This window comes from Achromobacter sp. KK8 (assembly GCF_054188005.1).
Genome location: NZ_CM135178.1, coordinates 5,382,508 through 5,401,612, shown reverse-complemented (window position 1 = coordinate 5,401,612; position 19,105 = coordinate 5,382,508). Strand labels below are relative to the sequence as shown.

The window sequence follows — 19,105 nt, the reverse complement described above, 5'->3', positions numbered from 1 at the left end:
CAAGCCAGCCGGGCGCGGCGGACGGCGCTTCTGTCATCATGGCGGTTCGACACGGGGAGGAATGGGGAATGCAGACCCACGACGAGGCGTTGAGCGCGCAGGACCTGTCATGGTTGCGCCGGCATGCGCGCCATCACGTGGCGGACACGGTGCTGGGCGGGGTGTTCTTCACGTTGTTCTTCGCCATGACGGCATTCCTGGCCTGGCTGTGGCTATCGAACGCCACGAGCATCGCGCGCGATCCGGTGCTGTCCGCGATGATCCTGGTGCTGGCTGGATTCACGCTCTATCTCGGCCGCCGCTTGCTGCGCGGCCCGGCGGCCCGCCAGCGCCTGCGGCAGGTGCTGCGCGGCGCCGTGCCCAAGCAGGTCGTCACCGGCGCGGTCACCGATTTCGCGCCGGCCCCCGGCGGCGGCGTGCGATACGGCATCGATGGCCGCAAGCTGGAGGTGGCGCTGCCATTCATGAACGGCTTCACGATGCCGGGGGACGGGGGCAGGAGCCCCGAACGCTGCGCCGCCCGGCTCGGCGCGCCGCTGCGGCTGCACCTGCTGGCGCTGTGGCCGGGCGAGGCGCCGGTGCTGCTGCGCGCGGACTACGACGGTCCTGGCGATGTGCAGAAGGCCTTCGAGGCCCTCAGCGATGCCGATCGCGCGCAGGTGCGCAACGGCGACACCCTGTTGCGCAACGCGTTCCTGGGCGCGGCGCTGATCCTGCTGGGAGGAGGCTGGTTCCTGTGGCCGCTGTATGGCGTTGCCGCCTTGTGTCTGCTGGCCGGCCTGTGGGTCGGGTGGTCGAGCCGGGCGCTGCGGCGCGCCACGGTCAAGTATGGCGTGCGCGGACGGGTCGACGAGGTCCTGACCTACAAGGTGCGGACGCCGGAATCGACGTCGTGGACCGCCGTGCATGCCTATCGCCTGGGCGGCGAGCTGTATAGCGTCAGCCACGGCGGCGGGCCGGCCCAGCCCGGCGAAAGGGTGACGTTCGAATACCTGGACCGGGGCAGGAAGGGGTTGCGACCGTTGTTCTTCCGCCGCGAGGGCGGCGCGCCGCAGGCCGCGGCCCACATGGTCGCCAACGACCGCGCCGGGCCTTGATTGCCGGGCATGGCGTGCTGCAGCGTCCGCGGTTCTGTCATCATGCCGGACACGCAAAAGAGGGGAGACACGAATGACCGGATTTCTTCGCGCCCGGATGGTGCCGGAACTGCTGGTGGCCGACCTGCCGCGCAGCCTGGCTTTCTGGATGGACCATTGTGGATTCCAGATCGCCTATCGCCGCGAGGCCGAGGGGTTCGTGTACCTGGACCTGGATGGCGCGCAGTTCATGCTGGAAGAAGTGCGCGGCGACGACAACTGGATTACCGCTGCGCTCGAGGCGCCGCGTGGCCGCGGCGTCAATTTCGAGATCAAGGTGTCCGCCATCGAGCCTTTGCTGGAACGCTTGGCGCGGGCACGCTGGCCGTTGTACCGGGAACCGGAAGAACGCTGGTACCGCAGCGACGCCGTCGAAGTGGGGGTGCGCCAATTCCTGGTGCAGGATCCGGACGGGTATCTGCTGCGATTCTCGGCCAGGATCGGCGAGCGGCCGGCGGCAAGATGAAGCCGCGCGCCGTGCTCCTGCTGCTGGCGCTGCTCTGTACGATGACGGCGCACGCGGCGAACTATCCGTGTTCCGGCAGGAAGTCGTACCCGCGCAAGTGACGCAACCCCGTCAGGCGGCCGGGCCCTTCAACTGCCGCCAGACTTTCGCCAGGATGCCCTGCAAGGCCTTGCGGTCGTTCTCGTCCAGGCAATCCACCAGCGACGCGCACATGGTCCAGAACGCCGGCAGCGCCTGCGTGAGCAGTTCGCGTCCGGCGTCGGTCAACGCCAGCGAGATGCTGCGCCGGTCTTCGTGGTTGAGCGCGCGCGTGAGCAGCTCGCGCTTTTCCAGCCAGTCCAGCAGGCCCGTGACCGTCGAGCGCGTGACGCCGAAATAGTCGGCGATGTACGACGGCGTCACCGCGCGGCTGTCGATCAGTCCGCGTTCGGCCAGGCCGAAGATCATCAACACGTCGAGCTTGCTTTCCGATATGCCGAACGGCGCCAGCGCGGCGTTGGCGCGCTGTTCGACGTCGTCGGCCAGCCATAGCAGCAGCAGTCCCAGTCCTGCCGCGCCCGCGTCGGTGCCGCGCGCGGCGGTTTGCGCCATCAGCGCCAGGTGTGGCCGGGCGGCGGCGGCGGCGCCGTCGCGCTCGGCGCGGGCCTGGCGGGTGGCGGGGATCCCGGGCAATTCCGGCGCGACACGGGCGTCTGCCGGAGCGGGGGATTTGGGGGCAGGGGCCTTGGCGGCGCGCCCGGCCTTGGCAGCCGGGGCGGCGGGGGCGGGGGACTTGCGGACGGGCATGGGGCAGGGGTTGTCGCGGGGAATGAGGGACGCCGGGGCGGCAAATTCGGATTATACGTCGATCAAATAATACGATTTGCATATAGTACGTTTAACGTACTATATTCGCCGCTGCGGCGTTCATGCCGTGTCCGCAGCCCCGGCGCCGTCGCCCGGCGCACTGCGCTGCCCCTAACGAGGAGACTCCCCATGCCCGTCAAAGTGCTTGAACTTCACCACGTCGGATTCGGTGTGAACCACGCCCAGGCCGACGCCATGCTCGATTTCTACCGCGATGTCCTGAACCTGCCGCAGGATCCCGCGCGCTGGAAGATTCCGGGCATCTATGGTTCGTGGATCAACCTGCCCAATGGCACCCAGCTGCACATCCTGGGCAGCGAGGGCCCGTCGCGCTACGCCAAGGGACCGGGCAAGGATCCGGTGTCCAACCACATCGCGCTGGCGGTCGAGGACGTGCTGGCCGCCGAGCAGGAACTGATCGCCCGCGGCATCGAGTACTTCACGCTCGACAACGTGGCCTCGCCCAGCCTCAAGCAGCTGTTCCTGCGCGACCCCGCCGGCAACCTGGTGGAACTGCACCAGTCCAGCGCCCGCCGGGCCGGCGTCGAAAAGCCGGAGCAGGATCCGGCGCGCGCGGGCAACGAATAAACGACCAGGATCTGCCAGCCCATGTACTTCGACATGCAAGCGCTCAGCGGTGAGCAGCGCAGCAAACTCATGCATTCCACCGTCCTGCCCCGGCCCATCGCCTGGGTCGGGTCGCGCGATGCGCGGGGCGCGTTGAACGTCGCGCCGTTTTCCTTTTTCAACGTGATGTCCGGCGATCCGCCGATCCTGTGTTTCTGTGTCGGTTCGCGCGATGGGCGGCTGAAGGACACCGCGCGCAACATCGCCGCGCGCGGCGAGTTCGTCGTCAACCTGGTGTCGGCGACGCAGGCGCGCCGCATGAACGTGACCGCCATCGACTTCGATGCCAGTATCGATGAGTCGATGGAGGCGGGGCTGCTGCTGGCGCCAGGCCGCAATGTGGATGTGCCCCGGATCCAGGACAGTCCCGCGTCGATGGAGTGTCGCGTGCGCCAGCTGGTCGATATCGATGCGCGCCGCACGCTGGTCATCGGCGACATCGTGGGCATGCACCTGATCGACGCGGCCGTGACCGATCCCGATCGCATGTTCATCGATCCCTTGCCGATGCAGCTGATCGGCCGGCTGCACAATCCGGGCTGGTATTGCGAAGTGACGCGCGCCTTCCAGATGGCGACGCCGTCGGTGGCGCAGTGGCGCCAGATGCAGCAGGACGGCGTGGCGCAGCAGTACCTGGAGGAATCGCCGGTTCCTGCGTAAACTGGCGCCATGCTACGCATCGACAATCTCACCAAACGCTACGGCGACCATCTCGTCTTCCAGGGTCTGACGCACGCCTTCGGGCCGGGCTGCGTGGCGCTGTGCGAAGAGGAAAGCACCGGCAAGTCCAGCCTGCTCGGCATCATCGCGGGCGCGATCGCGCCGGATGAGGGCGAGGTCTGGATAGATGGCCAGCCGCTGGCGCAAGCGCCGCGGCAGGCCAGGGCGCGCCTGGCCTACGTGCCCGACAACTGCCTGGCGCTGCCGCAGCAGACCGGGCGCGGGCTGCTCGAACAGGCGGCGGCGGAAAAGGGCGTGGCGGTGGACGACGCGGTGCTCGACCTGGCCGCCCGGCTGGGACTGGAGCCGCACCTGGACAAGCGCTTCGAGCAGATGTCCACGGGCACGCGCCGCAAGGTCTACCTGACCGCGGCCGCCCTGGGCGACCCGGCCGTCGTCATCGCGGACGGCCCCAGCAACGGGCTGGACACGCCGGCGCGGCGCGCGCTGGCCGAGTTGTTCAAGACCTGGGGCAGGGACCGGCTGGTGCTGTTCGCCAGCCATGATCCCGAGCTGGTGCAGGCCTGCGGGGCAACCGTCGTGGACGTTGCCGCGCTGCGCTAGCGGGCGGTTCCGGGCTTACTTGCCGCCCGTGACGTCGACGAAGGTGCCGGTGACGTACGAGGCCTCGGCGCCGGCCAGCCACAGGATGGCCCGCGCCACCTCTTCGGGCTGGCCGCCACGGCCCATGGGCACGGTGTCCTTGATGCGGTCCACCCGTCCCGGTTCGCCGCCGCTGGCGTGCATTTCGGTGTAGATGTGGCCGGGGCGCACGCAATTCACGCGGATGCCCTCGCGCGCCACCTCCTTGGAAAAGCCGATCGTGAAGCTCTCCAGCGCGCCTTTCGAGGCGGCGTAGTCCACGTATTCATTGGGGCTGCCCAGGCGCGCCGCGGCCGAGGATATGTTGATGATGGCGCCGCCGCGGCCATTGTGGCGCTGCGACATGCGCCGGGCTGCCTGCTGCGCGCACAGCATCGGGCCGAGGGAATTGACCGCGAAGATCCGCTGCATGCGCTCGAAGGCCAGGTCCTCCAGGCGCGACTGGCGCGCGATGATCGCGGCATTGTTGACCAGCACGTCGAGACGGCCGAATTCGCGGTCGATCGCGTTGAACAGGCCGGCGATCTGGTCCGGGTCGGCGCTGTCGGCGCGCACGGCCAGGGCGCGGCGGCCCAGCGCCCGCACGTCCGTCACCACCGCCTGCGCGGCCGCCTCGTTGGCGACATAGCTGATCGCCACGTCATAGCCCTGCGCCGCGGCCAGCCGCGCGGTCGCGGCCCCGACACCGCGACTGCCTCCGGTGATGAGGATAACGGGGGCTTGAGCGTCGTTCGTCATGGGAAATCTCCGTGTATGGGGCAAGGTCGTGGCAACCGGCGCGCGGGCGCCGCGTCGATGACTATACTTCCCCGGGAACCGCAGCATCCATTGCCGGCGTCCCCGCAATGGACGGGCGCCGGCCCTGTTTTCCGAGGAGTTTTTCCATGGCACGCATCTTCATCACCGGTTCGGTCGACGGCCTGGGCCTGGCGGCCGCGCGCGCACTGCAGGCGGACGGACACCAACTGGTCGTGCACGGCCGCAGCCGCGAGCGCCTGGAGGCCGCGCGCGACCTGCTGGCGCGCGGGGCGCGGGCGGTCGTGGGCGACCTGGCCGATCTGACCCAGACGCGGGAGCTGGCCGAACAGCTCAACGCCCTGGGCCAAATGGACGCGGTCATCCACAATGCCGGCGTGTTCACCGGCGCCGCCATCCTGCCGGTCAATGTGGCGGCGCCCTATGCGTTGACCGCGCTCATCACGCGGCCGCGGCGCCTGATCTACCTGAGCAGCGAAATGCACTACGACGGGCGGCCCGAGCTGGGCGGCCTGGCCTGGGACGGGGCGCGCGAAACCGCTTCGTATTCCGACAGCAAACTATTCGTGACGGCCCTGGCCGCCGCGGTGGCGCGGCGCTGGCCGGACGTGATCAGCCAGGCCGTCGATCCCGGTTGGGTGCCCACCAAGATGGGAGGCCCGGACGCGCCGGGAGACCTCCGGCTGGGCCACGTGACGCAGGCGTGGCTGGCCACGACCGACGATGCCGCGGCCCGCGCGAGCGGCGGCTATTGGCACCACCAGGAGCGGCGCGAGCCGCATCCGGTCGTGCATGACGAGGCCTTCCAGGCGCGCCTGCTCGACGCGCTTTCCGGGGCCACGGGGATCGACCTGGCGTGACCGCCTCAGTGGTTCTCCTTGGCATGATTGAGCGTGTATCTGGGAATATCGATGGTCAGGTCCTGCTCGCCGACGATGGCCTGGCAACTCAGGCGTGACTGCGCTTCCAGACCCCACGCGCGGTCCAGCAGGTCTTCCTCGGTTTCGTCCATTTCGTTGAGCGCGTGAAAGCCCTTGCGGACGATGCAGTGGCAGGTCGTGCATGCCCGGCTTTGCTCGCATGCGTGTTCGATGTGGATGCCATGGTCGAGCAGGGCGTCGCAGATGGACGCGCCTTGCCTGGCGTCCACAACGGCGCCCTCGGGCGCGAGGTCGGGGTGGGGGAGAACCGTGATTTTCGGCATGTCGGGGTACCTTTGTTCGTCGGGACGGCAGTGAAACGCCCGCGCACGCTGAAAGGGGCGGCGTTTCACCGTGCGACCAGCGTAAAGGTGGCCACCTTGGCAAGGTCAAGCGTGTCCCGGGGACCGATACCCTGGGCCGCGGCATTGCCGTGCCCGGGGCTGCTCGGTGTATTGGCCGGAACGCCGTCGAGTTTCGTCTTGCCCAGCTTATCGAGCGCCGGCGGCGCTGGCGCGGAAGGCAAAAAAGCTGTCGCCGGGGATCAGCCGCGATACCTCCACGTTTGCATAACCGGCGTCGCGCAACTGCTGCCGCATTTCGTCGCTGTCGGGCAAGCGGCCGCCGTGCCGGTTCGACGCGCCCCATAGATTGAGGGCTTCCATGCCGGCGTTGCCGCCCTGGCAGCAGGTGGCCAGCAGGAGCTGCCCCGCAGGCTTGAGCAGTTGTCTTACCCGGGCCAGCAACGCGACCCGCTCGTGGACCGGGAAATAGTAGATATTGTTGTACAGCGTGACCAGGTCGTAGGTCGGACTCAGCTCCCCGTGTCGTATGTCGCCGGTTTCGATGGTGACGCGGTCCCGCAGCCCCCAGGCCTGGATGTTCTCTTGGGCGACGCGCGCGACCCGGGGTTGCAGTTCCAGCCCGGTCGCGGTCAGGTCGGGATTGTGCAGGGCGGCGTGGCGGATGTAGATCGCCGAGCCGCAGCCCACTTCAAGCAGCCGGCAGGGCCCGGTGCGCGGCACGAAACGCCGGATGGCCTCGACCAGGAAAGGCTCGAGCGCGCGCGATGAGCGCGCGGTCAGTTCGCCGTCCTGGTTTTCCAGGTCCCAGAGTTCCCCCTGGCGCAGCTTGGCCGCGTCTGCAGGATCAGGCGGTGATGCATGCTGGCCGCTTCCTGGACCAGCGCCAGCGTGGCGTCGTTTTCGGGCCGCGCCAGTTTTCTGGCCAGGCCGCGCAATGCATATCCCTCGGGCCCCAGTTGCAGCAGGCCGAGCCGGCAGCCCATCTGTAGCCAGGCGCGCAGGGCTTCGCGCGCGCCGGCCGCGTCGCCCGCGGGGTTGCCGGCCGCCAGTTGCGCCAACGAGATCGGCCCGTCGGCCAGGCGGGCCATCAGTCCGGACGCGCTCAATGCCGCCAGGAAACTGAGCCGGTAGAACGGCCGGTACAGCGCATTGGCGGCCAAAGCCGGCAAGAGCTGTTTGTTCCTCAGCATCTGCAACAGCGGTCTGAACATGATGATCGATCCAATTATTCAACGTCGTTAAATATTAGACGTCGTTCAATATTATGGTCAAGTTGCGGGAAGGCGAGTCCCTCGCGCTGGTATGGCGGCGCGCATGCCGGGCGGGCGAACGCGCCGGAACGGGGCGCGCTGCGGTACAGTGGGATTCCCATTCCACCTGCCCACCGCTGGAGCCTGAACCATGGAATTCGTGATTCCCAGTACCGCAAACCTGGCGCTGTTCGTCAGTGCCGCGCTGATCCTGTTGGCGATTCCCGGACCGGCCGTGCTCTATATCATTGCCCAGTCGGTCGAACAGGGCCGCAAGGCGGGGCTGGTGTCGGACCTGGGCATCCACGCGGCCACGCTGGTGCACGTGCTGGCGGCCGCGCTCGGATTGTCGGCCTTGTTGGCTTCCTCGGCGCTGGCGTTCAGCATCGTCAAGTATGCTGGCGCCGCCTACCTGATCTGGCTGGGCCTCAAGAAAATCTGTACGCGCCCGGCCGCCGCCTCCGTCGACGCGCCGTCCAAGGCGCGTGGTTACGGCAGGATGTTCCGCGACGGCTTCATCGTCAATCTGCTCAATCCCAAGACGGCCCTGTTCTTCATGGCGTTCCTGCCGCAGTTCGTGGACGTCAGCCGCGGCCATGTGGCCGCGCAGGTGGTATTCCTGGGGCTGGTCTTCACCTTGCTGGGCCTGGCCAGCGACGCGTGCTACGCCTTTGCCGCGAGCGCCGCCGGCCAATGGCTGCGGCGCAGCCGCGGCTACCTGCACTTCGAGCGCTATGTGGGGGGCGCCATGTTGATCGGTCTGGGCATCACGGCCGCATTCGCCGGCAACAACAGGAAATGACCGCGCGGTAGCGATGGCCGGGGGCCGGCGTCAGTCCGCCGTCTCCGTGCCGCTCATGAACCATCGCAGGTAGGCGTTCTCGCGGCTGGCGCGGGCCAGCACGGGGGCGTCGCGCGACCAGCTTTCGCGGTCGCCGCGATACGCCGCCAGCGCGCTGCGATAGAACAGGTCCAGCACGGCGCGTTCGCCGTCGATGTCGGCGGCCCAATCGGCCGGCGGGCCTTGCAGGGGCGGCGCGCCGCGCAATGCCATCAGCGCAGGCAGCGTGCGGACGATCTCGCGCGGGCGGACCCAGGGGGCATATTCGATCGAGGGCCTGTCGTCCGTCACCGGCGCGGCGTCCTCCGCAAAGCGCGCCAGTCCCTCGCGGTCGGTCACCCAGGTCGCCATCAACGCCGCCACCGAGGACACGCCGACTTGCGCCAGGGCGGCATGCAGGGCCGGCGCGGCAAAGCGCCGCGCCATGCGTTCGGGCACCAACGGCAGCGGATCCGGCGACCCGACCAGCAACATTTCATGTAGCTCGGTGGTCCACAGCGAGGCGTGCGGGAATACCGCGATGAAGCTGGCCACCAGGGCGCGAGTCTCGTCCAGGTTCTGCGTCGGCAGGGGCAGCCACTGGGCCACGATGCCTTGCGGATTGAGCCGGCGCGCCGCCAGCTCGTAGAAGTCGCGGGAATACAGGTTGACCACGCCCGCGGCCGACGGCGGCGGCGGCTCCAGCGTGATCAGGTCGTACGTGTCGGCGCTGGCCAGCAGCTCGCGCCGGCCGTCGCGCAGCCGCACTTGCAAGCCGCTGTCGCGATAGGCGTCGTAGGTGCCCTGGAAAAACGGCGCGGCCTGCAGCACGCCGGGCAGCAGTTCGGCCACCACCCGGCGTTTCAGGCCGGGATAGCGCGATAGCGCGCCCGCCGTGATGCCGGTGCCATAGCCGATGACGAGGGCGGATTCCGGTTCGCCGGCATGCACGATCAGCGGCAGCAGGGCTTGCAGCCGCATGTAGCGCAGCGATGGCATGGCATCGCCCGAGTTCGACACGCCCTGGATGTAGAGGCGGTTGAAGCGCTGCCCGCCGCGGCCGTTCTCGACCACGGCAACGGTGCCGCCATGGCTCTCGTGGTGGAACACCAGGGGCTTGCCGCGCGCGCCCGGCATGAGCCGCGCCAGATGATCCTGCGGCAGGGCCCAGCCGACGATGAGCGCGGCGACGCCGAGCGCGCCGGCCAGCGCCGGGGCCATGGGGGCGACCGCGCGGCCGCGCCAGGCGGCCGCCACGCCCACGGCGCACGCGGTCGCGGCAAGCAGCGTCAGGCTGCGGATCGTGCCCAGCCAGGGCAGCAGCACGAAGGCGACCAGCGCGGTGCCGGCGATGCCGCCCAGGGTGTTGGCCGCCAGGGCCAGGCCCGCGCCACGGCTGCGGCGCTCGCCCGGGGCGACGATCTGCAGCACCGCCGGAAAGGCCGCTCCCAGCAGCAGGGTGGGCAGCAGCACCACCGCGCCGGCGGCGACGGCGAAGCGCGCGCTCATTCCGGCCAGGCCATTGTCGAAAATCCTGCGCATGCCGGCTTCGGCCAGATCCTGGGCCGGCACCAGCCAGAGGCCCAGCAGCGCGGCCTCGGCCAGGGCGATCAGGCCCGCGCCCGCGATCAATGTCGCGAACACGCGCCACGGATCGCCGAACCGGTGGCCCCAGCGGGCATAGCATGCCGCGCCCAGCGCCAGCCCGGCCAGGTAGACCGCCAGCACCACCGAAAAGGCGAAAGCCCGCGTGCTCATGAAGGGGATGATCATCTGCGACCACAGCACCTCATAACCCAGCGCCACGGCGCCAGCCACCGCATACAGCGCCACGGCCAGCCGGCCCTGCGGCGACAGGCGCGACGCCTCGCGGGCGGCGGGGCCGTCGACCGCCGGGGCCGGCGGCCGGCCGCGCAGCGACCACGCGCCGCAGGCGGCCGCCAGGTTCAGCGCGGCGGCGGCCAGGGCGCTGCCTTGCACGCCGAGGACGGGAATCAGCAGGAAGGCGGGCAGCAACGCGCCGGCGATGGCGCCGGTGGTGTTGGCGGCGTACAAGGAGCCGCCATCATGGCCGCTGCGGCCGGCGCTGACCGCGCGCATCAGGATGGGCAAGGTGCCGCCCATGAAAAAAGGCGCCAGCGCGACCACCGCGAACAGGATGGCCCAGGCCAGCAGCGGCTGCTGCGGCTGCCAGCGGGCGAACAGGCCGGCGCCGTGCGCCAGCAGGAAGGTGACCCCCAGCGCGGCCAGCCCGATCGCCAGTTCGACGGCGGCATACAGGCGCCAGGGGTTGGCGTGCCGTTCCGCCAGCCTGCCCAGCCACCAGCTGCCCGCCGCCAGCCCCAGGAAAAAGGCGCTGACGGCCGTGGCGATGGCGTGGACTTCGACCCCGACGATCAGGGAAAGCTGCTTGATCCACAGGATCTGGAATATCAATGAGGCCGCGCCCGACAGTCCCAGCAGCGCGCAGGCGGGCGCCAGGCTCGCGCCCGCGCCCGTCAAGGTTCCGGCTTCGTTCGGTGACGCGCTTGCCACGCCTGCTTGTGCCATGCGGGACGCTCCATGGATTGAGGGACTGCCATTACACGGCAGGTGGCGCCCGGCGCGGCGGGCGCCACCTGGCGCGCTACGAGCCGGACTTGCCTTGCTTCCTGGCCTGTTCCTCGAAGTGCTTCTCGATGGCCTTGTCCACCGCTTCCTGCACCTGGTCGACGCTGAAGCTCGCCGGCCGCTGGCTGGGCGGGTACTCGACGAACGTCTGCAGGAACTCCGACGCCTTGGCCGAGCCGATGAACGCCAGATAGGCGTTCTTGGACAGCCAGTCGTTGTACTGGTTGGAGACGATGTCGGCGCGTTCGTACGGATCCATGCGCAGGTTGAACACCTTCGGCACGCGCAGGCACACGAACGGGTCGCTCCAGACCGCGAAGCCGCCTGGCGCGCGCTGTTCGCAGAACACGACCTTCCAGTTCTCGAACCGCATGCCCACCAGCAGGCCATCGTCGTTGAAGTAGTAGAAATCGTCGCGCGCGCTCTTGTCCGACTTGCCGGTCAGGTAGTCGAGCTGGTTGTAGCCGTCCAGATGAACCTTGTAGTTCTTCTGCCCGCCGCTGGGCGTCCAGCCCTTGAGCAGACGGTCCTTCACGTCGGTGTCGCCCACCGCGGCAAGCAGGGTCGGAAACCAGTCCATGCCCGACACGATGCCGTTCTTGACGGTGCCCGGCTCGATCTTGCCCGGCCATCGCACCATGGCTGGCACCCGGAACGCGCCTTCCCAGTTCGAGTCTTTCTCGTTGCGGAACGGCGTGGTGGCGGCATCGGGCCAGCTGAACTGGTTCGGCCCGTTGTCGGTGGTGTAGACCACGATGGTGTTGTCGGCGATGCCCAGGTCGTCGAGCTTCTTGAGCAGCTTGCCCACGTCCTGGTCATGCTCCCACATGCCGTCGGCGTAGTCGTTGCCGGGCATGCCGCTCTTGCCCTTGTACTCGGGCCGGATGTGGGTGTAGATGTGCATGCGCGTGGTGTTCATCCACACGAAGAACGGCTTGTCGTCCTTGGCGTGCTTGTCGATGTAGTCCAGCGCCGCGCCCACGGTCTCGTCGTCGATCGTTTCCATGCGCTTGGTCGTGAGGGCGCCGGTGTCTTCGATCTTGCCGTCGGCCGAGGCCTTGATCACGCCGCGCGGCTTGTAGGCCGCGATGATGGGATCCTTGGGATTCTGCGGCCAGTAGGGGCGTTCCGGCTCCTCTTCGGCGTTCAGGTGATAGAGGTTGCCGAAGAACAAATCGAAGCCGTGCTTGGTCGGCAGGTACTCGTCGCGGTCGCCAAGGTGGTTCTTGCCGAATTGCGCGGTGTTGTAGCCATGCGACTTGAGCGCCTGTGCCAGGGTGATGTCGCGATCCTGCAGGCCCACCGTGGCGCCCGGCACGCCGACCTTGGACAGGCCGGTGCGCCGAGGCGACTGGCCCGTGATGAAGCTCGACCGCCCGGCCGTGCAGCTGTTCTCCGCGTAGTAGTCCGTGAATATCGCGCCTTCCTTGGCGATGCGGTCGATGTTCGGCGTCGTGTAGCCGACCACGCCGCGCGTGTAGGCGCTGATGTTCGCCTGTCCGATGTCATCGCCGAAGATCACCAGGATGTTTGGTTTCTTCCCGGATGCATCGCCCTGGGGCTTGGCCTGCCCCGTTGTCGCCTGCGCCTGCGCGCCGCCCATGGCCACCAGGCTGCTGGCGGCCAACAGCGCGGCGCCCCACCATCGTCTTGCCTTCATGACTGTTCTCCTTGCCCGCTCGGGGCGCGTTGATTCACCACAATCACTACTGGTCGAACGAATACACCTGCTTCCACTCCTGCTGCATGTCCACCACGGTCCACCCCTGGCGGCGAGCCTCGTCCAGCGCCTTGTCCAGGCGGCCGATCTTGGAATCCCGGTCGTAGGCCCATTCGCGCCGGGCATCCGTGTGATGCACCAGCGCCGCCAGCCGCGGTCCGGGGCCGGCGGCGGTCCACTGCAGCATCTGCAGGTCGCCGTCCGAATTGCCGAAAGCCAGGATCGGCCGCTTGCCGATCTGGCGCTGGATCGACACGGGCTTGCCCGGGCCGTCATCGTTGAATTCCAGCTTGGCCGTGCGCCACAGGGTGGGCTTGCCGTCACGCATGTCGAAGGTCGTCACGAAGGTCGTGCCGATGACCTGTTCGGGCGGAATGCCATAGGCCTGCTGCGCCCAGGCGCGCATGAATTCGACCTCGCCGCCCGACACGATGTAGGTCTTGAAGCCGTTCGCCCTCAGGTAATCGAGCAGTTCGCGCATCGGCTTGTAGGTCATGGCGGTGTAGGGCTGCTTGAAGCGCGGATGGCGCGCCGTGCCGACCCAATGCCTGACACTGTCGGTGAAGGCCTCGGTCGTCATGTCGGCATGGGTGACGCCGACAATCTTGATCAGGCCCTCCGTGCCGCTGGCCGCCAGCGCCGCATGGTCGCCCGCCAGCGCCGCCTGATAGGGTTGCTCGCGCCGCCACTGCGGATGGCTGGGCGCCATTTCCTTGACCCGGTCGAGCGAGAACAGCAGTTCGAAGTACGCCGGTTGCTCGCTCCACAGCGTGCCGTCATTGTCGAACACCGCGATGCGGTCCGCCTCGGCCACGTAGCCCGCGCCGCCCGGCGTGGTCACGGTCCGCACGAAGTCCACGATGGCGCGGCGCGACGGCCCGTCGTTCCATGAAGGCAAGGTGGCTGCCGGGTCGGCGCGGTGGCCCGCGCAAGCCGACAACAGCCCGATCGCCATCACGCCACACAGCAGGCGCCAGCGGCGCCACACCTGCATTCCCCAGTCGCTCATGGGTTGCTCCTTGCGGGCCCGCGGCCCGTTGCCGATGCGCCGTCCTGGCGCGGATTCAGGTGGCGCGGCAAGGCGTGCGGCGCCGGGTGCGCCGCCGCGGCGCGCCACGCCCGACGCCAGTCGCGCGACAGCGCCAGCCACTGCGCGCGCGGCGCCGCGCCCTGGCGCTGCGGGCCATAGGTGGCTTCGAGCAGCGCGTTGCCGGCGTCCCGCTGCGATGCCTGCGCGGCGCGCAGCGCGCCGCGCAGGTCCGGGCTGTGGGCGGCAAGGCCGAGCCAGCGGTAGAACGCGGTCAGGCCGGCGGCCGCGTTGCCGGGCGCGCGCCGCCACTGCCGCCAGGCATAGCGCTCGCCCGCGCGGTAGCGCGCCCGCGCCGCGCGCAACCGGGCGCGCGCCGCCGTCGCCAGCCGCCGCAGCGGATAGCGGGCCGACCAGGCAAGCAGCGCCAGTGCGATCACGGCGGCCGCGGCATGTAGCCAGGCGGCCGGAATCACCCAGCGCAGGCCCTGGCGCAGATGCGCCAGGTCATCGGCCAGCGAAAACGGCGGCGCGGCGGCGGGCGCGGCGCCGACCTGGAAGCTGCGTCCCGGCAGGCGGGCCTGCGCGCCGCCGGCGCCGCTCGCGTCCCGCGAGTCCCAGGACAGGGCGGGCAGGGCGGCTTCGCCGGCCGCCAGCGGCTCGTAGTCGCTGCGGTCGACGCGCTGCCCGCCCAGGAAGCCGCCGCGGCCGTCGGTCAGCGTCGTCACTTCCGGCTCATGCGGATAGCGCTTGAAGCCGGGCACGTCGCGCAGCGGGGCCGGGGGCAGCATCATCGGCTGCACCCCCATGGCGCGCTGTGTGACCGACCGCGTGATGCGCCCGCCCACGACGGCCGGATCGGGCGCCAGGCTGAATGCCTGGGATACCTCCGGCGCGGGTGCCGGTGCGGCTGCGCCGCCCGCCGTGGCGGGCGTGGCCGTCACCTCGAACGTGAGCGGCTGGCTGGCGCCCGCGGCGTCACGCTGGCCCGGACCGACCTTGGCGCTGACCCGCAACGGCGGCACCGTCACCGTGCCGGCCGCGGCGGGGCTGAGCAGGTAGGTGTAGCGCAAGCCGCTGTAGGCCACGCCGTCGATGGTTTCATGCAGGATCGCGCCTTCACCGGTGGCGGGCGTCACCATGACGCCCGGCAGGCTCAGCGCGGGCAGTTGCGGCGGCTGGGTGAACCAGGTCGATGTAAGCACGTCCAGTTGCAGCGGCACCGTGGCGCCCGGCGCGATCCGCGCCGCGTCCTGGATGGCGGCGCGCACGCGCAGCGCCGGCGCGGCGTCCTGCGCCCGGGCGGGGACGCACGCCAGGGCCAGCGCCCACAGCAGGGCGGCGAGCATGGCGGTCTTCATGGCGTGGCCTCGCGCATGCTGTCTTCCACCGCGAACTTGCCGCGCAGGAACTGGGCCGGCGACAGCGTCAGGTTGCGCAGCCATACGTCTTCGGAGACGGCCTTGGGCGCCGCGGCCGTCTTCATCCTGGCGTCCTTGGCGGCGCGGTCCTGGCGGCTCTGGTCGGGCGGTTCGGCCTGGTCGCCCTGGTCTTCCTGCGTCATGGCGGCCAGCAACCGGCGCAGGATGTCGCGATTGAAGACGGCGTCGGGCCATTCCGGACGCAGGGCCAGCGCCTTGTCGTAGGCCGCCAGCGCGGCGTCGTATTGGTGCAGGCGGGTCTGACAGTTGCCGACGTAGAAGTGGGCCTCCGGCGTGTCCAAGGCGGAGAATGCCGTCAGCGCCGCGGCATAGTCGCCAGCCGCATAGGCGGCGCGGCCCTTCCAGTACGGATCGGCGAAACGGGCCGCGGCAGCCGCATAGTCGCGGTGGTCGAACGCCCACCGGCCTTGCTGGTCCGGCGTGAGGAAGGCGTCCGCCCAGGCTCCCGCCTGGACCGGCTGTGGCGCCGTCCAGATGCCGGCCGCCAGCAGGCAGGCCGACCACGATACGCGCCAGCCCCGCCGCAGCGCCATCAGCGCCAGCAAGGCCAGCGGCCAGCACAGCCAGTAGCCGGCGTCGCGCCAGTGCGGTTGCGCCGTGGCGGCGTCCTGGACCGCGCGGAAATGCTGTTGCGCATGCAGCCGGACCCAGTCCAGATCGTCGGCGCTGCGCGTCAGGCTGCCCAGGGGGGCGTGCGCGGCCTGCGCCAGGTCGCGCAGCGCGCCGGTGTCCAGGCCGTTGATGCCCACGGCCATGACCAGCACCTGCAGGTCGGGCGCGGCGCGGGCGGCCTTGCCCACCGCGTCCAGGGTGGCGGGATCGGCGCCATCGGTCAGCAGCAATACCGAACCGCCGGCGCGCTCGGCGCGCAGCACCTGATTGGACAAGGCGATCGCGCCCGCGACATCGCGGCCGCGCGCCGGCAGCAGATCGGTGGCCAGCGCCTGCGCGAACAGGTCGAGCAGGGCGGCATCGTCGGTCGGTGGCAGCACCAGATGGCTGGTGCCGGCATACACCACCAGGCCGGTCTTGGCGCCCTTGCGCTGGGCGGCGATGTCGCGCACGCTGCGCTTGACGGCTTCGAGCCGGCTGGGCGGCACGTCCGCCGTGTCCATCGAGGCGGACAGGTCCACCGCCAGCACCAGCGGCGCCACATTGTCCAGATAGCCGGGTTCATCGCGCTGCCAGGTGGGCCCGGCCGCGGCGATCGCGCCCAGGGCCAGCAGCGCCACCAGCACGTCGATGGGGCGCGGTCCACGGCTGCCCGCCGATTGCAGCAGCAGATAGGGCAACAGCTGCGGCGCGATGCCGCTGTGCTGCGGCCGCACGCGCAGGGCGCGCCACCCGGCCCACAGTAGCGCGGCGGGCACCAGGCCCAGCAGCCACAGGGGCCGCAGGAAATGGAAGGCGCTCAGGTCGAGGTCCATGCGCCGTCCTCTTTCGTCCGCGCCACCGGCTGCCCATCCCGCCGCCATGCCAGCAGCGCCGCAATCGCATGCCACAGCGCCAGCAGCAGCACCGCCAGGCCCACTGGCACCCAGAAGAAATCGCGCTTGGGCTGGTGGCTCAGCGTGTCGACCCGGCGCGGCGTGATCTGGTCCAGGGTCGCATACACCTGTTGCAGGCTCTCGCGGTCGTTGGCCTGGAAGAAGCGCCCGCCGGTGGCTTGCGCAATGTGTTCGAGCAGGCCGAAATCGACCTTGTCGTCGCCGCGCGCTTGCGGGTCGCCCATGCCGATGGTGTGGATGCGGATGTGATGCTGCGCGGCCAGGGCGGCGGCGCGTTGCGGCGGCACCGCGCTGCCGGTGTCGTTGCCGTCGGTCAGCAGGATCAGCACCTTGTCGGGTTCGTCCACGGCATCCAGCATGCGGATGGCCAGGCCGATGGCGTCGCCGATGGCGGTATTGGGCCCGGCCATGCCAACCGCCGTGTGCCGCAGCAGCAGTTGCAGCGCCGCGTGGTCCAGCGTCAGCGGCGCCTGCGGATAGGCGGCCGTGCCGAATACGATCAGCCCCAGCCGGTCGTCGCCGCGCCGGGTGATGAAGTCCGCCACCACGGCCTGCACTGCGCTCCAGCGGCTGACCGGGCGCCCCTGCGCGTCGCGGAAATCCGTGCTGTCCATGGACTGCGAAATATCGAGCGCCAGCAGCACGTCGCGCACCGGCCGGCTGTGCGTGAGCGGCGGCTCTACCCATTGCGGTCGTGCCAGCGCCAGCACCAGCAGCAGCCAGACCGCCACCCCGAGCCACGCCTGGGCGCCGCCGCGCGACGCTTCGGGCCGGTGCGGCGAGCGGCCGGTGAGCGTGGCGATCTGCTCGAAGAAAGGCATGCGCAGCGCCGAGCGGGCGGGTCGATAGGGCGGCAGCAGGCGCCAGGCGACCCAGGCCAGGGGCGCCAACGCCAGCAGCCACGGATATTCAAGCCGCCACATGGTGCCGCTCCATCCAGACGCGCGTTTCGCGCAGCAACTGCCGCGTCTGCGTCGGCGCGAGGCCGCGCAGGCGATCATCGGGCGCATAGGCGATGACCGCCAGCAGCCGCGCGCTGTCCGGCGCCAGCGCGACGCTGCCGGTCGCCAGCGCGCGCACCCAGGCGTCGCCGCTGAGCGCGCCGACGCCGCCGGCCTTGTGGCCTCCTTGCGCCGCTAGCGCGGTGCGCTTGATCAGTCCGGGCAGGGCGCGCAGCGCAAGCGGATCGGCCTGCACGGCCCGATCGAGCCGGCCGAGTTCGGCCAGCGCCTCGCGCCGGTAGCGGTTGCGGCGGCGGTGGCGCAGTGCGGCAAACAAGCCGCCGCCCAGCAGCGCCAGCAGAATCACGCCCAATACCAGCCAGCCCCAGGTCTGCGGCCAATAGGGCACCGCCGCCGGCAGCGGCAGCTCGCGCAGTTGATCGAGTCCGGGCGCCTCGGCGCTCATGCGCGGCCTCCCGGCGCCGGCATGCGCCCGAGTTCGCGGCGCAGTTGCATCAGCGCATCGTCGGCCGTGTCGATCGAGAGCAGCGGCACCTGGCTGCGGCGCAACAGGTCCGCCACCTCGCGCAGGCGGCCGCTGAAGAAGTCGGCCAGCGGCCGGCGCTCGCGCTCGCGGCCGATGGCCACTTCGATCTGCAATTCACCCTGCGATACCACCAGCCGGCCCCGCCGCGGCAGGTCCTGGGCCATGGGGTCGTACACCAGCATCGCCAGCACGTCGTTGTGCGCGGCCAGCAGCCGCAGCAGGCGCAGCGTCTGCGCATCGGCGCCGACGAAGTCGCTGATGACGCAGACCAGCCCATCGTGCGGCATCAGGGCCTGGGCGGCCCGCAGCGCCTGGTTGAGCGCGCCTTCCGCGTCCCGCGCGGCGCTGTCGGCCGAGAGCGCGCCGTTGGCGCGCGCCACCGCGGCGAGCATCTCACGCACCCGGTCGCGGCTGCGCAGCGGAGCGATGGCGTGGCTGCCGTCATCGCCGAAGACAATGCCGCCGACGCGGTCGCCAGCGCGGTAGACGGTCCAGGCCGCCAGGGCGGCCAGCCGCGCGGCGACGGCGCACTTGAAGGCGCGCACGGAGCCGAAATACATGCTCATGCGCTGGTCCACCACGATCAGCGCGGGCCGGTCCCGTTCCTCGGTGTAGGTGCGCACGTAGGGCTTGCCGTAGCGTAGCGAGGCGCGCGCGTCCAGTTGCCGCAGGTCGTCGCCCGCGACATAGCGGCGCAGTTCGGAGAAATCCAGGCCGCGCCCGCGCAGGCGGGAGGCGTGCAGGCCGGCCAGCACACTGTGCGGTTTCTGGCGCGCGCCCAGCGAAAGCCCCTGGACGGCCGCCTCCAGCCCGACGAGTTCGGACAGGGGCGGATGCACGGGATGCGGGGGCGCGCTCATG

At 70.1% G+C, this 19,105-nt stretch carries 20 protein-coding genes; 7 read left to right on the top strand and 13 right to left on the bottom strand.

The genetic code is table 11. The features are described 5' to 3' along the window. Positions 1-68: 68 nt before the first annotated feature. Both ACVN9Z_RS24850 and ACVN9Z_RS24845 read left to right on the top strand, forming a co-directional pair. On the top strand, positions 69-1,097 hold the full coding sequence (locus ACVN9Z_RS24850) for a hypothetical protein (protein ID WP_006384968.1): 1,029 nt from the start codon (positions 69-71) through the stop codon (positions 1,095-1,097). A gap of 73 nt (positions 1,098-1,170) precedes the next feature. Continuing rightward, positions 1,171-1,602 (top strand): bleomycin resistance protein, encoded by a 432-nt coding sequence (locus ACVN9Z_RS24845; protein ID WP_026384284.1) that lies wholly within the window; start codon positions 1,171-1,173, stop codon positions 1,600-1,602. Between the two features lie 111 nt (positions 1,603-1,713). On the opposite strand, the gene ACVN9Z_RS24840 is transcribed toward ACVN9Z_RS24845, so the two are convergent. Continuing rightward, positions 1,714-2,388, bottom strand: a complete 675-nt coding sequence (locus ACVN9Z_RS24840; protein ID WP_080969265.1) for a MarR family winged helix-turn-helix transcriptional regulator — start codon at positions 2,386-2,388, stop codon at positions 1,714-1,716. Between the two features lie 189 nt (positions 2,389-2,577). Here ACVN9Z_RS24840 and ACVN9Z_RS24835 point away from each other — a divergent pair, with 189 nt between their 5' ends. The 3 genes from ACVN9Z_RS24835 to ACVN9Z_RS24825 are packed head-to-tail and all read left to right on the top strand — an operon-like array spanning position 2,578 to position 4,359. Further along, on the top strand, positions 2,578-3,036 hold the full coding sequence (locus ACVN9Z_RS24835; RefSeq protein WP_020928292.1) for a VOC family protein: 459 nt from the start codon (positions 2,578-2,580) through the stop codon (positions 3,034-3,036). 21 nt (positions 3,037-3,057) lie between these two features. After that, positions 3,058-3,735: a flavin reductase family protein gene (locus ACVN9Z_RS24830; RefSeq protein ID WP_053500703.1), complete on the top strand. Its 678-nt coding sequence runs from the start codon at positions 3,058-3,060 to the stop codon at positions 3,733-3,735. 9 nt (positions 3,736-3,744) lie between these two features. Beyond that, positions 3,745-4,359: an ABC transporter ATP-binding protein gene (locus ACVN9Z_RS24825; RefSeq protein ID WP_006384973.1), complete on the top strand. Its 615-nt coding sequence runs from the start codon at positions 3,745-3,747 to the stop codon at positions 4,357-4,359. 15 nt (positions 4,360-4,374) lie between these two features. On the opposite strand, the gene ACVN9Z_RS24820 is transcribed toward ACVN9Z_RS24825, so the two are convergent. Further along, positions 4,375-5,136 (bottom strand): SDR family oxidoreductase, encoded by a 762-nt coding sequence (locus ACVN9Z_RS24820; RefSeq protein WP_024069412.1) that lies wholly within the window; start codon positions 5,134-5,136, stop codon positions 4,375-4,377. A 146-nt stretch (positions 5,137-5,282) separates the two neighbouring features. On the opposite strand from ACVN9Z_RS24820, the gene ACVN9Z_RS24815 reads away from it, so the two are divergent. Further along, entirely contained in the window at positions 5,283-6,014 is a 732-nt protein-coding gene (locus ACVN9Z_RS24815; protein ID WP_070542093.1) for an SDR family NAD(P)-dependent oxidoreductase, read from the top strand. Between the two features lie 5 nt (positions 6,015-6,019). On the opposite strand, the gene fdx is transcribed toward ACVN9Z_RS24815, so the two are convergent. The 3 genes from fdx to ACVN9Z_RS24800 form a co-directional block, all read right to left on the bottom strand. After that, on the bottom strand, positions 6,020-6,358 hold the full coding sequence (fdx, locus tag ACVN9Z_RS24810) for an ISC system 2Fe-2S type ferredoxin (protein ID WP_006384976.1): 339 nt from the start codon (positions 6,356-6,358) through the stop codon (positions 6,020-6,022). A 207-nt stretch (positions 6,359-6,565) separates the two neighbouring features. Next, positions 6,566-7,123 (bottom strand): methyltransferase, encoded by a 558-nt coding sequence (locus tag ACVN9Z_RS24805; protein WP_458213523.1) that lies wholly within the window; start codon positions 7,121-7,123, stop codon positions 6,566-6,568. Between the two features lie 32 nt (positions 7,124-7,155). Beyond that, positions 7,156-7,590, bottom strand: a complete 435-nt coding sequence (locus tag ACVN9Z_RS24800; RefSeq protein WP_458213532.1) for a hypothetical protein — start codon at positions 7,588-7,590, stop codon at positions 7,156-7,158. Between the two features lie 190 nt (positions 7,591-7,780). Between ACVN9Z_RS24800 and ACVN9Z_RS24795 the strand changes: the two genes are divergently transcribed. Beyond that, positions 7,781-8,431, top strand: coding sequence for a LysE family translocator (locus tag ACVN9Z_RS24795; protein WP_006384982.1), 651 nt, complete (start codon positions 7,781-7,783; stop codon positions 8,429-8,431). A 30-nt stretch (positions 8,432-8,461) separates the two neighbouring features. Here the strand turns inward: ACVN9Z_RS24795 and ACVN9Z_RS24790 are convergent, their stop codons facing one another. The 8 genes from ACVN9Z_RS24790 to ACVN9Z_RS24755 all read right to left on the bottom strand — a co-directional run bounded on the left by ACVN9Z_RS24790 (position 8,462) and on the right by ACVN9Z_RS24755 (position 19,104). Then, positions 8,462-10,999 carry a fused MFS/spermidine synthase gene (locus ACVN9Z_RS24790; RefSeq protein ID WP_458212777.1) on the bottom strand — a complete coding sequence of 846 codons (2,538 nt, stop codon included), beginning with the start codon at positions 10,997-10,999 and terminating at the stop codon, positions 8,462-8,464. Between the two features lie 76 nt (positions 11,000-11,075). After that, positions 11,076-12,719 (bottom strand): arylsulfatase, encoded by a 1,644-nt coding sequence (locus ACVN9Z_RS24785; RefSeq protein WP_026381991.1) that lies wholly within the window; start codon positions 12,717-12,719, stop codon positions 11,076-11,078. A 46-nt stretch (positions 12,720-12,765) separates the two neighbouring features. After that, entirely contained in the window at positions 12,766-13,788 is a 1,023-nt protein-coding gene (locus ACVN9Z_RS24780; protein ID WP_155873421.1) for an HAD family hydrolase, read from the bottom strand. Continuing rightward, positions 13,785-15,167, bottom strand: coding sequence for a BatD family protein (locus tag ACVN9Z_RS24775; RefSeq protein WP_458212776.1), 1,383 nt, complete (start codon positions 15,165-15,167; stop codon positions 13,785-13,787). Before ACVN9Z_RS24775 ends, ACVN9Z_RS24780 begins: the two co-directional genes overlap by 4 nt. Next, positions 15,164-16,675, bottom strand: coding sequence for a vWA domain-containing protein (locus ACVN9Z_RS24770; RefSeq protein WP_458212775.1), 1,512 nt, complete (start codon positions 16,673-16,675; stop codon positions 15,164-15,166). Before ACVN9Z_RS24770 ends, ACVN9Z_RS24775 begins: the two co-directional genes overlap by 4 nt. Continuing rightward, entirely contained in the window at positions 16,660-17,679 is a 1,020-nt protein-coding gene (locus ACVN9Z_RS24765; protein ID WP_368931231.1) for a VWA domain-containing protein, read from the bottom strand. The genes ACVN9Z_RS24770 and ACVN9Z_RS24765 overlap by 16 nt, the downstream gene beginning before the upstream one ends. After that, positions 17,666-18,163, bottom strand: coding sequence for a DUF4381 domain-containing protein (locus ACVN9Z_RS24760; RefSeq protein ID WP_346507495.1), 498 nt, complete (start codon positions 18,161-18,163; stop codon positions 17,666-17,668). The genes ACVN9Z_RS24765 and ACVN9Z_RS24760 overlap by 14 nt, the downstream gene beginning before the upstream one ends. Continuing rightward, on the bottom strand, positions 18,160-19,104 hold the full coding sequence (locus tag ACVN9Z_RS24755) for a DUF58 domain-containing protein (RefSeq protein WP_054497488.1): 945 nt from the start codon (positions 19,102-19,104) through the stop codon (positions 18,160-18,162). The genes ACVN9Z_RS24760 and ACVN9Z_RS24755 overlap by 4 nt, the downstream gene beginning before the upstream one ends. Position 19,105: the final 1 nt, after the last annotated feature.

Excerpts from the sequence above, each read along its gene's own strand:
- ACVN9Z_RS24850 (WP_006384968.1), top strand. The coding sequence starts at position 69 with ATGCAGACCCACGACGAGGCGTTGAGCGCGCAGGACCTGTCATGGTTG.
- ACVN9Z_RS24845 (WP_026384284.1), top strand. The coding sequence starts at position 1,171 with ATGACCGGATTTCTTCGCGCCCGGATGGTGCCGGAACTGCTGGTGGCC.
- ACVN9Z_RS24840 (WP_080969265.1), bottom strand. The coding sequence starts at position 2,388 with ATGCCCGTCCGCAAGTCCCCCGCCCCCGCCGCCCCGGCTGCCAAGGCC.
- ACVN9Z_RS24835 (WP_020928292.1), top strand. The coding sequence starts at position 2,578 with ATGCCCGTCAAAGTGCTTGAACTTCACCACGTCGGATTCGGTGTGAAC.
- ACVN9Z_RS24830 (WP_053500703.1), top strand. The coding sequence starts at position 3,058 with ATGTACTTCGACATGCAAGCGCTCAGCGGTGAGCAGCGCAGCAAACTC.
- ACVN9Z_RS24825 (WP_006384973.1), top strand. The coding sequence starts at position 3,745 with ATGCTACGCATCGACAATCTCACCAAACGCTACGGCGACCATCTCGTC.
- ACVN9Z_RS24820 (WP_024069412.1), bottom strand. The coding sequence starts at position 5,136 with ATGACGAACGACGCTCAAGCCCCCGTTATCCTCATCACCGGAGGCAGT.
- ACVN9Z_RS24815 (WP_070542093.1), top strand. The coding sequence starts at position 5,283 with ATGGCACGCATCTTCATCACCGGTTCGGTCGACGGCCTGGGCCTGGCG.
- fdx (WP_006384976.1), bottom strand. The coding sequence starts at position 6,358 with ATGCCGAAAATCACGGTTCTCCCCCACCCCGACCTCGCGCCCGAGGGC.
- ACVN9Z_RS24800 (WP_458213532.1), bottom strand. The coding sequence starts at position 7,590 with ATGTTCAGACCGCTGTTGCAGATGCTGAGGAACAAACAGCTCTTGCCG.
- ACVN9Z_RS24795 (WP_006384982.1), top strand. The coding sequence starts at position 7,781 with ATGGAATTCGTGATTCCCAGTACCGCAAACCTGGCGCTGTTCGTCAGT.
- ACVN9Z_RS24790 (WP_458212777.1), bottom strand. The coding sequence starts at position 10,999 with ATGGCACAAGCAGGCGTGGCAAGCGCGTCACCGAACGAAGCCGGAACC.
- ACVN9Z_RS24785 (WP_026381991.1), bottom strand. The coding sequence starts at position 12,719 with ATGAAGGCAAGACGATGGTGGGGCGCCGCGCTGTTGGCCGCCAGCAGC.
- ACVN9Z_RS24780 (WP_155873421.1), bottom strand. The coding sequence starts at position 13,788 with ATGAGCGACTGGGGAATGCAGGTGTGGCGCCGCTGGCGCCTGCTGTGT.
- ACVN9Z_RS24775 (WP_458212776.1), bottom strand. The coding sequence starts at position 15,167 with ATGAAGACCGCCATGCTCGCCGCCCTGCTGTGGGCGCTGGCCCTGGCG.
- ACVN9Z_RS24770 (WP_458212775.1), bottom strand. The coding sequence starts at position 16,675 with ATGGACCTCGACCTGAGCGCCTTCCATTTCCTGCGGCCCCTGTGGCTG.
- ACVN9Z_RS24765 (WP_368931231.1), bottom strand. The coding sequence starts at position 17,679 with ATGTGGCGGCTTGAATATCCGTGGCTGCTGGCGTTGGCGCCCCTGGCC.
- ACVN9Z_RS24760 (WP_346507495.1), bottom strand. The coding sequence starts at position 18,163 with ATGAGCGCCGAGGCGCCCGGACTCGATCAACTGCGCGAGCTGCCGCTG.
- ACVN9Z_RS24755 (WP_054497488.1), bottom strand. The coding sequence starts at position 19,104 with ATGAGCGCGCCCCCGCATCCCGTGCATCCGCCCCTGTCCGAACTCGTC.